The organism is Stenotrophomonas maltophilia group sp. RNC7, assembly GCF_030910085.1.
GTDB lineage: Bacteria > Pseudomonadota > Gammaproteobacteria > Xanthomonadales > Xanthomonadaceae > Stenotrophomonas > Stenotrophomonas sepilia.
The window spans coordinates 63,981-76,034 of the sequence record NZ_JAVFVN010000596.1 but is presented as its reverse complement, the minus strand read 5'-3'; the positions used below and the strand labels follow the sequence as shown (position 1 = coordinate 76,034).

Below are 12,054 nucleotides of genomic sequence, written 5' to 3'. Positions count from 1 at the left end.
AACGAAAGGTAGTTTAGTTCGGCAGGGCGGCGCCCTGCACCCGCAGAGGCCAGAGCGACAGCAACATCCGGAGCAACAGCGGGTTCACTGAAGAATGGCGGGGGGGGGGGGGGGGGGGGGGGGGGGGGGGCGGGGGGGGGGGGGGGGCCCCCCGCTGGTGCGGGCCCCCCCCTAAAACGGGGATTTCGCGGCCGCCCCCCCCCCCCCCCCCCCCACCCCGCCATTCTTCAGTGAACCCGCTGTTGCTCCGGATGTTGCTGTCGCTCTGGCCTCTGCGGGTGCAGGGCGCCGCCCTGCCGAACTAAACTACCTTTCGTTGTCCCAGCAGGATTGCCCATGTTCGATACCTCGCCCCAGCTCGACTGCGCCGGCCGCATCCTGCGCCTCGACCGTGCCCAGGTCATGGGCATCGTCAACGTCACCCCGGACTCGTTTTCCGATGGTGGCGCGCACGACACCACCGAGGCCGCAGTCGCTCATGGCCTGAAGCTGGTCGAGGAGGGCGCGGACCTTCTCGATATCGGCGGCGAATCGACCCGCCCGGGCGCCACGCCGGTATCGGTCGAGGAGGAGCTGGGCCGGGTGATTCCGGTGATCGAGCAGCTGGCGGCCCGGACCCACGTGCCGATCAGCATCGACACCTTCAAGCCGGAAGTGATGCGCGCGGCCGTGGCCGCTGGCGCCGGCATGATCAACGACATCTTCGGCCTGCGCCAGGAGGGGGCGCTGGACGCCGCCGCGGAAACCGGCGTGCCGGTAGTGCTGATGCACATGCAGGGCGAACCGGGCCACATGCAGGCCGATCCGCACTACGACGATGTGGTCGCCGAGGTGCACGGCTTCCTGGTGCAGCGCCTGTTCGCTGCCGAGATGGCAGGCATCGCGAAGAAGAACCTGCTGATCGACCTCGGTTTCGGCTTCGGCAAGACCACCGGCCACAACATGACCCTGCTGGCGCGTTCGGAGCGCTTTCTGGAGCTGGGCGTGCCGATGCTGGCCGGCCTGTCGCGCAAGCGCAGTCTCGGTGAACTGACCGGTCGCGATACGCCGTCCGAGCGGGTAGCGGCCTCGGTGGCCGCGCACCTGATCGCAGTCCAGCGTGGCGCGCGCATCGTACGCGTGCATGACGTGGCGGCCACAGTTGATGCGCTGAAGATCTGGCAGGCGGTGCAAGCCGTACCGACGCCGCGCGCCGACGCTGCGCCGACAATCCGCTGGCCGGACGAAGACTGATGGGTATCGATCGGCGGCCACTGGCGATCGCCGTGATGGGGCCGACCGCCAGTGGCAAGACCGCCACTGCGATCGCCCTGGCACGGCAGCTGGGTGGGGAAATCGTCAGCGTCGACTCGGCACTGGTGTACCGCCACCTGGACATCGGTTCGGCCAAGCCCGATGCGACGGAGCGCGCGCAGGCGCCGCACCATCTGCTGGACCTGCGTGACCCCTGGCAGACCTACTCGGCGGCCGAGTTCGCCGCCGATGCCGGGCGGGTCGTGGCCGACATCGTGGCGCGTGGCAGGACGCCGATCCTGGCCGGTGGCACCGGCCTGTACTTCCGGGCGCTGCTGCAGGGCCTGTCGCCGATGCCGGAGGCCGACCCGGCAATGCGCGAAGCGCTCAGCGCCGAGGCGGCCGAGCGTGGCTGGGCGGCACTGCACGCCGAGCTGGCCAAGGTCGACCCGGCCGCCGCCGCACGCATCCATGCCACCGATCCGCAACGCATCCAGCGGGCGCTGGAGGTCTATCGCCTGACCGGTATCCCCATTACTGAATGGCAGCGCCGGCCGGGCGTAGCGCCATTGCCGGTGCGCACCCTCAAGCTGATCCTCGCCCCACGCGACCGTGCGGTTCTTCACCAGCGCATCGAGGCGCGCTTCGACGCCATGCTGGGGCAGGGGTTTCTCGACGAGGTGCGGGCATTGCGCGCGATGCCGGAAATGGCTGCCGTGGCGGCGCCCCTGGACCTGCCGGCAGTGCGCGCGGTCGGCTATCGGCAGGCCTGGGAGTACCTGGATGGGGAGGGGGATGCCGCCCGTTTCCGTGACAAGGCGATCTTCGCCACCCGGCAACTGGCCAAGCGCCAGCTGACCTGGCTGCGCGGCGAGCTTGATGCGCGCTGGTTCGACCCCCATGTTGATGGGGAGCGCCTGGCCAGCGCGGTGTCGACCTTCGTCGCACGCTGAATCCCTGCCAGCCGTGTAACATCCATCGGTCGGCGGGCGGCTCGGGGGCCGCGGCAACCGTCGGCAACCCAATAAGAACAATAATCAGGAGTGTGCAATGTCCAAGGGGCAATCGCTGCAGGATCCTTTCTTGAACGCACTGCGGCGCGAACGCGTGCCGGTTTCGGTGTACCTGGTGAACGGCATCAAGCTGCAGGGCACGATCGAGTCGTTCGACCAGTTCGTGGTCCTGCTGCGCAACACGGTCAGTCAGATGGTCTACAAGCATGCCATTTCCACCGTCGTTCCGGCACGCAACGTAAAGGTCGGTCCGGGCGGTGGGTACGTGCAGTCGGGTGAAGGTGGTCAGGCAGGTGATGAAGCAGACGAGTAATACCGGAGCGGTGAATGTTTGACCGCTCGAAAAAGGGTGAACACGCCCTGTTGATCCAGCCCCATTTCGGCAAGCTGGAAGACGATGTGCTCGAAGAATTCGGTGATCTGGCCCGCTCGGCCGGGGCCAGCATCGCCGCGACGATCACTGCGCGCCTGGACCGTCCGAATCCGTCGACCCTGATCGGCAGCGGCAAGCTGGACGAGATCAAGGCTGCGGCCGACGCCAGCGGGGCCGACCTGATCCTGGTCAACCATGCATTGAGCCCGGGCCAGGAGCGCAACCTGGAACGTTTCCTCGAGCGCCGGGTGATCGACCGCACCGGCCTGATCCTGGACATCTTCGCCCAGCGTGCGCACAGCCACGAAGGCAAGCTGCAGGTCGAACTGGCACAGCTGCGCCACCTGGCTACGCGGCTGGTGCGCGGCTGGACCCATCTGGAGCGCCAGCGCGGCGGTTCGATCGGCCTGCGCGGCCCGGGTGAAACCCAGCTGGAAACCGACCGCCGCCTGCTGCAGAAGCGGGTGGAGCAGCTGCAGAAGCGCCTGGAAAAGGTCGAAGTGCAGCGCACCCAGATGCGCCGTGCGCGTGTGCGCAGCGAGCTGCCGCGCGTGGCCCTGGTGGGCTACACCAACGCCGGCAAGTCGACTCTGTTCAACGCCATGACCGGCGCTGAGGCCTATGCCGCCGACCAGCTGTTCGCAACGCTGGATCCGACCGTGCGCCGCATCGCGGTGCCGGGGGGCAACGTCGTGCTGGCCGATACCGTCGGCTTCGTCCGCGATCTGCCGCATGATCTGGTCGCGGCGTTCCGCTCGACCCTGTCCGAGGCGCGCGAGGCCGACTTCCTGCTGCATGTGGTCGACGCTGCCGATCCGCACCGCGAGGAGCGCATCGCCCAGGTTGACGAGGTGCTGACCGCAGTCGGTGCCGGTGACCTGCCGCAATTGCTGGTGTTCAACAAGATCGACCGCATCGACGGCGCCGACGTGCGCCACGATGGCCAGGACGGTATCCCGGATGAGTCGCGTCGTGAGCGGGTCTGGATTTCCGCGCGTGACGGGCGGGGGCTGGAGCTGCTGCAGGCGGTGCTGGGCAAGCGCCTGGGCCTGCAGCATGTCTCCGGCGAACTGCGCCTGCCGCCGGATGCCGGCCGCCTGCGCGCGCGCCTGCACCAGCTGGAAGTGATCCGCAGCGAGCAGGCTGATGAAGACGGTTGGCTGTTGCAGGTCGACCTGCCGATCGCCGAAGCTGAAAAGCTTGCCGCCAGTGCCGACGGCGCGCCGATCCGGGCGCTGCTGCCGGAGAAACTGCCGGAGTGGTGAGGTAGCGGCCGATGCCCGGTAGTGCCGGCCGCTGGCCGGCAACGCGACCGTGCCGGAGGGGCGCGACATCTGGCTGTCATCTGCGGTACAACGTGCAGGTTCTTCACCCCACCGTCATGCCGATGTCCATCCCCACCGACGCTGAACTCAATATCCAGTCCGCCGCGCTTGGGCAGCGCCTGCAGCAGGCCTCGCTGCAGCTGGTGACCGCTGAAAGCTGCAGTGGTGGCTGGATTGCAAAGTGCATGACCGACATCGCAGGTTCGTCGGCATTCTTCGACTGCGGCATGGTGGTCTACAGCTACGGAGCCAAGCAGCGGCTGTTGGGCGTGAGGGCGCAGACCCTGGAGCAGTACGGTGCGGTCAGCCGCGAAACCGTGCTGGAGATGGTGTCGGGTGCGCTGGTCAATTCCGGTGCCGGCATCGCGGTGGCGGTGACCGGCATTGCCGGACCGGGCGGTGGCAGCCCTGGCAAGCCGGTCGGCAGCGTCTGGATCGGCTGGAAGCGGCGCGGCGGCTACGCCCGCGCCGAGCTGTTCCAGTTCGAGGGCGACCGCGAAGCCATCCGCCGGCAAACCGTAGCGGCGGCATTGCGCGGCATCGACGCCCAGCTGTGACATGCTGCTCCGGTAATCGTCCGGAGCACGCATGATGTGGGAAACGCTGGGCACGGTCCGTGACCTGGGCCGACTGCAGGAAATTGCGGTCGTCCTGATCCGCTATGGCTTCGGTGACGTGGTGCGGCGCATCGGCCTGGCCACCACGCTGGAGCGCGCAGGGCGCCTGTTGCACTGGAACGAGGATCGCCAGGAACTGCTGCGGATGACCGCGCCGGTGCGCGTACGCAGCGCGATGCAGGATCTCGGCCCGACCTTCGTCAAGCTCGGGCAGGTGCTGGCGACGCGCGTCGACCTGCTGCCGCCGGAATGGATCGCTGAACTGTCCGAGCTGCAGAACGCGGTACCCGCGCTGCCGTATGCCGATATCCGCGAGCAGCTGGAGGCCGACCTGGGCGCCTCGCCTGCAGACGTGTTCGCCTTCCTCGATGAAATCCCGATGGCCGCCGCCTCGCTGGCGCAGGCCCATCGCGCGCGCCTGCATGACGGCCGCGAGGTGGTGCTGAAGGTGCGGCGCCCCGGTATCCGCGACGTGGTCGAGGCCGACCTGCGGTTGCTGGCGCGCCTGGCCGAAATCGTCGAGGCGCGGCTGCCGGACCTGCGCCGCTATCGTCCAGCCGAGGTCGTGCAGCAGTTCACCGTGTCGCTGCGCCGCGAGCTGGATTTCGCCGCCGAATGCCGCAACGCCGAGCGCATCGCGCGCAACTTCAGTGGTCGTGACGACATCCTGATCCCCAGCGTGCACTGGCAGTGGACCTGCGAAAGCCTGAACGTCCAGGACTTCGTCGACGGCATTCCCGGGCGTGACCTGGCCGGCGTCGATGCGGCGGGCCTGGACCGGCGCGAACTGGCTCGGCGCGGTGCCGGCATCGTGCTCAAGATGGTGCTGGAGGACGGCTGCTTCCACGCCGACCCGCACCCCGGCAACATCCTCTACCTGCGTGACGGCCGCATCGGCGTGATTGACTTCGGCATGGTCGGCGCGCTGTCTGAAGTGCGCCGCTTCCAGGTCGCGCAGCTGCTGCACGGGCTGGTCGAGCAGGACCCGCAGGGCGTGGCCGATGTGCTGCTGGACTGGGCCGGCGGCGTGGAAGTGGACGAGAACCGCCTGCAGCACGACATCAGCCAGTTCGTCGACCAGTATCGCGGCGTGCCGCTGAAGGACCTGCGCATCGGCCTGATGCTGGGTGACATTACCCAGCTGCTGCGCAGCTACAGCCTGACCCTGCCGGCCGATCTGGCGCTGATGATCAAGGCGTTCCTGACCCTGGAAGGCATGGGTCGCCAGCTGGACCCGGATTTCGACATGGCCAGTGCCGCGCGCCCGTTCCTTGAACGGGTGGTGCTGCAGCGCTATGCGCCCAGGGCGCTGCTCAAGCGTGGCCGACGCAGCCTGCTGGGCCTGGTCGACTTCGCCGGGGAATTGCCGCGCGACCTGCGCAAGCTGGTCCAGGCCGCACGCCGCGGCCGCCTCCAGCTGAAGGTGGAAACCACCGCGCTGCAGGGCTTCGGCGAACAGGTGAATCGGGCAGCGAACCGGCTGGTGATGGGTATCGTCACCGCCGCGCTGATCATCGGGTCCTCGATCGTCATGCACAGCGTTGGCGGGGTCTCCAGTCGCTGGCTGCTGGCGCTGGGGGTGTGCGGGTTCATCGGCGCCGGCTTCTGTGGCGTGTGGATCCTGTACTCGATATGGAGGAGCGGCAAGCACACATAGTGTGCTTGCCGCAGCGGTTCCCCACTGGAACCGCGGAATCGCTGCGCGATTCCTGTAGGGCCAATCGCTGGTCGGCTGCTTTTTGCCTTTGCCGCCCGGCCATTGGCCCAACTGCCGAGCATGGCTCGGCACTACAGACCCGGCACTTGCAGTTGTGCGCATTAGTAGTAATACTACTAACCATGGACCTGACCGACACCCAGCAGGCGATCCTGCAGTTGATCGCCGAGCGTATCGAGAGCGAAGGCGCACCGCCGTCGCAGACTGAAATCGCACGTGCGTTCGGCTTCAAGGGCGTGCGCGCGGCCCAGTACCACCTGGAAGCCCTGGAGCAGGCCGGTGCGATCCGTCGCATCCCGGGCCAGGCTCGCGGCATCCGTCTGGTGCAGGCACCGCCGGTCGAAAAGCTCGCCGAGCCGGGCCTTCCGGACAGCGTGCTGCGCTTGCCGGTGCTGGGCCGGGTCGCTGCCGGCCTGCCGATCGGTGCCGACATCGGCTCCGACGATTTCGTGGTGCTGGACCGGGTGTTCTTCTCGCCGGCGCCGGACTACCTGCTGAAAGTGCAGGGCGACTCGATGATCGACGAGGGCATCTTCGACGGCGACCTGATCGGCGTACACCGCACTCGCGACGCCCGTTCCGGGCAGATCGTGGTGGCCCGCATCGATGACGAGATCACCGTCAAGCTGCTGAAGATCGCCAAGGACCGCATCCGCCTGCTGCCACGCAATCCCGATTACAAGCCGATCGAGGTGCTGCCGGACCAGGATTTTGCGATCGAAGGCCTCTATTGCGGCCTGCTTCGGCCCAATCGTTGACCCGCTCCATAGTGCATTACCCCGCGGTCTTTTGTGGCGATTCTCTGGTTCCACTGAGGTTGGTACGGATGTCCGATAATTCTTTTCAGAGCGCCGGGCAGAATCTCAGCCTGTGCGATACGTCCGACTTAAAGTGAACCCATGGCAAAGAAGACCCCCAAAGACAGCACCCCCAACGACATGACCTCTGCAAGGACCAATACGATGGACGAGAACAAGAAGCGCGCCTTGGCTGCTGCTCTGGGCCAGATCGAGAAGCAGTTCGGCAAGGGCTCGGTGATGCGCATGGGCGACCGCGTGGTCGAGCCCGTCGAAGCCATCCCGACCGGTTCGCTGATGCTCGACATCGCACTGGGCATTGGCGGTCTGCCGAAGGGCCGTGTCGTTGAGATCTACGGCCCGGAATCCTCGGGCAAGACTACCCTGACCCTGCAGGCCATCGCCGAATGCCAGAAGATGGGCGGTACCGCGGCCTTCATCGACGCCGAGCACGCGCTTGACCCGATCTACGCCGCGAAGCTGGGCGTGAACGTGGACGACCTGCTGCTGTCGCAGCCGGACACCGGTGAGCAGGCGCTGGAAATCGCCGACATGCTGGTCCGTTCGGGCTCGGTTGACATCCTGGTGGTCGACTCGGTCGCCGCGCTGACCCCGAAGGCCGAAATCGAAGGCGAAATGGGTGACCAGCTGCCGGGCCTGCAGGCCCGCCTGATGAGCCAGGCGCTGCGCAAGCTGACCGGCAACATCAAGCGTTCCAACACCCTGGTGATCTTCATCAACCAGCTGCGCATGAAGATCGGCGTGATGATGCCGGGCCAGAGCCCGGAAACCACCACCGGTGGCAACGCGCTGAAGTTCTATGCCTCGGTCCGCCTGGACATCCGCCGTATCGGTGCGATCAAGAAGGGCGATGAGATCATCGGCAACCAGACCAAGATCAAGGTCGTCAAGAACAAGCTGGCGCCTCCGTTCAAGCAGGTCATCACCGAGATCCTGTACGGCGAAGGCATCAGCCGCGAGGGCGAACTGATCGACATGGGCGTGGATGCCAAGCTGGTCGAGAAGGCCGGCGCCTGGTACAGCTACGGTGAAGAACGCATTGGCCAGGGCAAGGACAATGCCCGCGGCTACCTGCGCGACAACCCGACCGTCGCCGCCAAGCTCGAGGCCGAGCTGCGTGAGAAATTCCAGCCGGCCGAAGCGGCCCGCGAGGAAGGCGACGACGAAGGCGACGACGAGTAAGGCTTGCTGTGGGGCAGGGCGGCGCCGTCAGTGACGTCGCCCTGTCCCGCAGGTTCGAATCGCCCAGGGATGGGCAGGGCGCCAAGGACGGCGCCACCCTTGGAGCACCGATGTCCGACGCCGAAGACATTCCCACCGGCCGCAAGCGCCGGCAGCGTGAGCAGACTCCCGTCCAACGGGCGCTGGGCCTGCTGGTCCGCCGCGAGCACTCGCGCAAGGAACTCACCCGCAAGCTGACCGCCCGTGGCATCGAAGACGAAGCCGCGCAGGCCGCTGTCGCCAAGCTGACCGAGGCGGGCTGGCAGGACGACACCCGTTTTGCCGAGAACCTGGTGAGGATGCGCGCCAACACCGGTTATGGGCCGATCCATGTCCGCGCCGAGCTGGGGACCCACGGCCTGGACAGTGCCGCGATTGCTGCAGCGATGGACAGCTACGAAGGCGACTGGCAGGAGAACGCCCGTGATCTGGTCCGCCGACGCTTTGGCGAGGCCGGTCCGCAGGACCTGACGCAGCGGCGCAAGGCCGCCGATCTGCTGGCCCGACGGGGCTTCGACGGCGACAGCATCCGCCGTGCGACCCGCTACGACCCGGACGACTGAGACTGGCGGCGCCGGGCCTGATACCCTTTAGGTTTTCGGCGGTCCCTCGCGACTCTGGCCAACACGGCCGGTGGTCCGGGTCCGCCGGCCCGCAGACTGCCAGCCCCCAATGAACGCATCCGCCAAATTCACGACATCCCAGATCCGCAGCGACTTCCTTGAATTCTTCAAGGGCAAAGGCCACACCATCGTGCCCTCGGCGCCGCTGGTGCCGGGCAATGATCCGACCCTGCTGTTCACCAACTCCGGCATGGTGCAGTTCAAGGACGTGTTCCTCGGCGCGGAGAAGCGTAGCTACGTGCGCGCGGCCGACGTGCAGCGCTGCCTGCGCGCGGGCGGCAAGCACAACGATCTCGACCAGGTCGGCTACACCGCACGCCACCACACCTTCTTCGAAATGCTGGGCAACTGGTCGTTCGGCGACTACTTCAAGAAGGACGCGATCGCCTGGGCCTGGGAACTGCTGACCCAGGTCTGGAAGCTGCCGGCCGAACGCCTGCTGGTCACCGTCTACCAGACCGATGACGAAGCCTATGCGCTGTGGCGCGACATGGTCGGCGTGCCGGAAGAGCGCATCGTGCGCATCGGCGACAACAAGGGTGCGCCGTTCGCTTCGGACAACTTCTGGCAGATGGCCGACACCGGTCCGTGTGGTCCGTGCACCGAGATCTTCTACGACCACGGCGACCATATCGCCGGCGGCCCCCCGGGTTCGCCGGATGAAGACGGCGACCGCTTCATCGAAATCTGGAACCTGGTGTTCATGCAGTTCGACCGCCAGCCCGACGGCACCCTGGTGCCGCTGCCGGCGCCGTGCGTGGATACCGGCATGGGCCTGGAGCGCCTGGCTGCGATCCTGCAGCACGTGCACACCAACTACGAGATCGACCTGTTCCAGGCGCTGATCCGCAAGGCCTCCGAGCTGACCGGCACCGCCGACCTGGAGAACAAGTCGCTGCGCGTGATTGCCGACCACATCCGCGCCTGCTCGTTCCTGATCGTCGACGGCGTGCTGCCGTCCAACGAAGGCCGGGGTTACGTGCTGCGCCGTATCATCCGCCGCGCCCTGCGCCACGGCTGGATGCTGGGCGTGCGCCAGCCGTTCTTCAGCAAGCTGGTGCCGACGCTGGTCGAGCAGATGGGCGAGGCCTATCCGGAACTGCCGGCGGCGGTGGACACCGTCATCCGTGCGCTGCAGGCCGAGGAAGAGCGTTTCGCCGAAACCCTCGATGCCGGCATGAAGATCTTCGAAGACGTGGCCGGCAAGGCCAGCAATGGCGTGATCCCGGGCGTTGACGCCTTCCGCCTGTATGACACCTATGGCTTCCCGCTCGACCTGACCCAGGACATCGCCCGCGAGCGCGACCTGACCGTCGACATCGCCGGCTTCGATGCCGCGATGGAGCAGCAGCGCGAGACCGCGCGCGCGGCCGGCAAGTTCGGTGGCGGCGTGACCCTGCCAGCCGAGCTGGTGGCGACCCTCAGCCCGACCCGGTTCCTGGGCTACGACCGCCTGCAGGCCGACGGCCTGAGCGTGCTGGCCCTGCTCAAGGACGGTCGTCCGGTGCAGTCGGCCGATGCGGGTGACGCAGTCATCGTCATCACCAACCAGACCCCGTTCTACGCCGAGTCCGGCGGCCAGGTCGGCGACACCGGCGTGCTGACCGGCAACGGCGTGCGCATGGTCGTGGAAGACACCCAGAAGTTCGCCGGCCAGTTCCATGGCCATGTCGGCACCCTGTCCGGCGGCGGCCTGAAGGTCGGCGACGTGCTCTCCGGCCAGGTCGATGGCGAGCGCCGCGGCGCCACCATCCTCAACCATTCGGCCACCCACCTGCTGCACGCCGCCCTGCGCGAAGTGCTGGGCACCCACGTGCAGCAGAAGGGCTCGCTGGTCGCCCCGGACCGCCTGCGTTTCGACTTCTCGCACTTCCAGCCGATCAGTGCCGACGAACTGGCGGTGATCGAGCGCAAGGTCAACCAGCAGGTGCGCGCCAACAACGCCGCCGAAGTGCACACCATGGGCATGCAGGAAGCGCTGGACTTCGGCGCGATGGCCCTGTTCGGCGAGAAGTACGGCGAGCACGTGCGCGTGCTGAAGATGGGTGACTACTCCACCGAGCTGTGCGGTGGTACCCACGTCAACCGTACCGGCGACATCGGCCTGTTCAAGATCACCTCCGAGGGCGGCGTCTCCGCGGGCGTGCGCCGCATTGAGGCCGTGACCGGCCAGGGCGCGCTGGACTACGTGGACGCCGAAGAGGCCCGCCTGGCCGAGGCCGCTGAGCTGCTCGGCGGCAGCGCCGCCGACGTGGTCGAGAAGATCCGTGCCCTCGGCCAGCGCCAGAAGCAGCTGGAGCGCGAACTGGAGGCCGTGAAGGCCAAGGTTGCTGCGGGTGCCACGGCCGACCTGTCCGGCCAGGCCGTCGAGGTCGCTGGCGTGAAGGTGCTGGCTGCCCGCCTGGAGGGCTTCGACGCCAAGGCCCTGCGTGACGCCATGGATCGCCTCAAGCAGCAGCTGGGCGACGCGGTGATCGTGCTGGCCGGCGCCCAGGACGGCAAGGCGGCCCTGGTCGCAGGCGTGAACGGCAGCGCAATGGGCAAGGTCAAGGCCGGGGAACTGTTGTCCCATATCGCCGGTCAGATCGGGGGCAAGGGCGGCGGACGCCCGGACCTCGCCCAGGGTGGTGGCGAGGACGGGCCCGCCCTTGCCACTGCGCTGGCTGCAGTCGTCGAATGGGTCAGCCCCCGCCTGTGATGAACCTGGCCGTCCCCCTCCTTGTAGGAGCGGGACGGCTGACGGTACCATTGCGAATCTTTTCCCTTTGTCGTGGTAGCGCTTCTTGACGGAGCGTCAAGCCGGTGGGGGATACCCTTCCACACGGTTCCATGGAGACTTACAAAAATGTTGATCCTGACTCGCCGCGTCGGCGAAACCCTGATGATCGGAGACTCGGTGAGCGTCACCGTGCTTGGCGTCAAGGGTAACCAGGTGCGTATCGGCATCACTGCGCCGAAGGACGTCGCTGTGCATCGCGAAGAGATCTATCAGCGCATCCAGCGTGGTGATGAAGCCGGTGGCACCGGTAGCGAAAATTCTGCCGAATAACGCTTTACCTTCGCACTCGATTAACGTTATGATTCACGCCCCGCTGAGGTGCGACGCACCAGACG

At 67.1% G+C, this 12,054-nt stretch carries 11 protein-coding genes; all 11 read left to right on the top strand.

Annotated elements, in window-relative coordinates:
• Positions 1 to 336: 336 nt before the first annotated feature.
• The 11 genes from folP (at position 337) to csrA (ending at position 11,989) form a co-directional block, all read left to right on the top strand.
• On the top strand, positions 337 to 1,233 hold the full coding sequence (gene folP, locus RCF13_RS11635) for a dihydropteroate synthase (protein ID WP_134969534.1): 897 nt from the start codon (positions 337 to 339) through the stop codon (positions 1,231 to 1,233).
• Complete coding sequence (miaA, locus tag RCF13_RS11630; RefSeq protein ID WP_154350532.1) at positions 1,233 to 2,186, top strand: tRNA (adenosine(37)-N6)-dimethylallyltransferase MiaA; 954 nt, start codon at positions 1,233 to 1,235, stop codon at positions 2,184 to 2,186. Before folP ends, miaA begins: the two co-directional genes overlap by 1 nt.
• A gap of 97 nt (positions 2,187 to 2,283) precedes the next feature.
• Positions 2,284 to 2,559 (top strand): RNA chaperone Hfq, encoded by a 276-nt coding sequence (gene hfq, locus RCF13_RS11625; RefSeq protein ID WP_004152891.1) that lies wholly within the window; start codon positions 2,284 to 2,286, stop codon positions 2,557 to 2,559.
• Between the two features lie 14 nt (positions 2,560 to 2,573).
• Entirely contained in the window at positions 2,574 to 3,884 is a 1,311-nt protein-coding gene (gene hflX, locus RCF13_RS11620; protein ID WP_154350533.1) for a ribosome rescue GTPase HflX, read from the top strand.
• Positions 3,885 to 4,000: 116 nt separating this feature from the next.
• Entirely contained in the window at positions 4,001 to 4,501 is a 501-nt protein-coding gene (locus RCF13_RS11615; RefSeq protein WP_181357840.1) for a nicotinamide-nucleotide amidohydrolase family protein, read from the top strand.
• 34 nt (positions 4,502 to 4,535) lie between these two features.
• Positions 4,536 to 6,218, top strand: coding sequence for a 2-polyprenylphenol 6-hydroxylase (gene ubiB, locus RCF13_RS11610; protein WP_061480168.1), 1,683 nt, complete (start codon positions 4,536 to 4,538; stop codon positions 6,216 to 6,218).
• Positions 6,219 to 6,400: 182 nt separating this feature from the next.
• Positions 6,401 to 7,036 (top strand): transcriptional repressor LexA, encoded by a 636-nt coding sequence (gene lexA, locus RCF13_RS11605; RefSeq protein ID WP_005416045.1) that lies wholly within the window; start codon positions 6,401 to 6,403, stop codon positions 7,034 to 7,036.
• A 204-nt stretch (positions 7,037 to 7,240) separates the two neighbouring features.
• The gene (recA, locus tag RCF13_RS11600) at positions 7,241 to 8,278 is read left to right on the top strand and encodes a recombinase RecA (RefSeq protein WP_005416046.1); all 1,038 of its coding nucleotides are present in this window, start codon (positions 7,241 to 7,243) and stop codon (positions 8,276 to 8,278) included.
• Between the two features lie 110 nt (positions 8,279 to 8,388).
• A complete protein-coding gene (gene recX / locus RCF13_RS11595) occupies positions 8,389 to 8,880 on the top strand; it encodes a recombination regulator RecX (protein WP_061480154.1) in 492 nt (163 codons plus the stop codon).
• 109 nt (positions 8,881 to 8,989) lie between these two features.
• Positions 8,990 to 11,638 (top strand): alanine--tRNA ligase, encoded by a 2,649-nt coding sequence (gene alaS / locus RCF13_RS11590; RefSeq protein WP_061480153.1) that lies wholly within the window; start codon positions 8,990 to 8,992, stop codon positions 11,636 to 11,638.
• Between the two features lie 147 nt (positions 11,639 to 11,785).
• Positions 11,786 to 11,989 (top strand): carbon storage regulator CsrA, encoded by a 204-nt coding sequence (gene csrA / locus RCF13_RS11585; protein ID WP_004152909.1) that lies wholly within the window; start codon positions 11,786 to 11,788, stop codon positions 11,987 to 11,989.
• Positions 11,990 to 12,054: the final 65 nt, after the last annotated feature.

Excerpts from the sequence above, each read along its gene's own strand:
- csrA (WP_004152909.1), top strand. The coding sequence starts at position 11,786 with ATGTTGATCCTGACTCGCCGCGTCGGCGAAACCCTGATGATCGGAGAC.
- folP (WP_134969534.1), top strand. The coding sequence starts at position 337 with ATGTTCGATACCTCGCCCCAGCTCGACTGCGCCGGCCGCATCCTGCGC.
- hfq (WP_004152891.1), top strand. The coding sequence starts at position 2,284 with ATGTCCAAGGGGCAATCGCTGCAGGATCCTTTCTTGAACGCACTGCGG.
- alaS (WP_061480153.1), top strand. The coding sequence starts at position 8,990 with ATGAACGCATCCGCCAAATTCACGACATCCCAGATCCGCAGCGACTTC.
- recA (WP_005416046.1), top strand. The coding sequence starts at position 7,241 with ATGGACGAGAACAAGAAGCGCGCCTTGGCTGCTGCTCTGGGCCAGATC.
- recX (WP_061480154.1), top strand. The coding sequence starts at position 8,389 with ATGTCCGACGCCGAAGACATTCCCACCGGCCGCAAGCGCCGGCAGCGT.
- RCF13_RS11615 (WP_181357840.1), top strand. The coding sequence starts at position 4,001 with ATGCCGATGTCCATCCCCACCGACGCTGAACTCAATATCCAGTCCGCC.
- ubiB (WP_061480168.1), top strand. The coding sequence starts at position 4,536 with ATGTGGGAAACGCTGGGCACGGTCCGTGACCTGGGCCGACTGCAGGAA.
- miaA (WP_154350532.1), top strand. The coding sequence starts at position 1,233 with ATGGGTATCGATCGGCGGCCACTGGCGATCGCCGTGATGGGGCCGACC.
- lexA (WP_005416045.1), top strand. The coding sequence starts at position 6,401 with ATGGACCTGACCGACACCCAGCAGGCGATCCTGCAGTTGATCGCCGAG.
- hflX (WP_154350533.1), top strand. The coding sequence starts at position 2,574 with ATGTTTGACCGCTCGAAAAAGGGTGAACACGCCCTGTTGATCCAGCCC.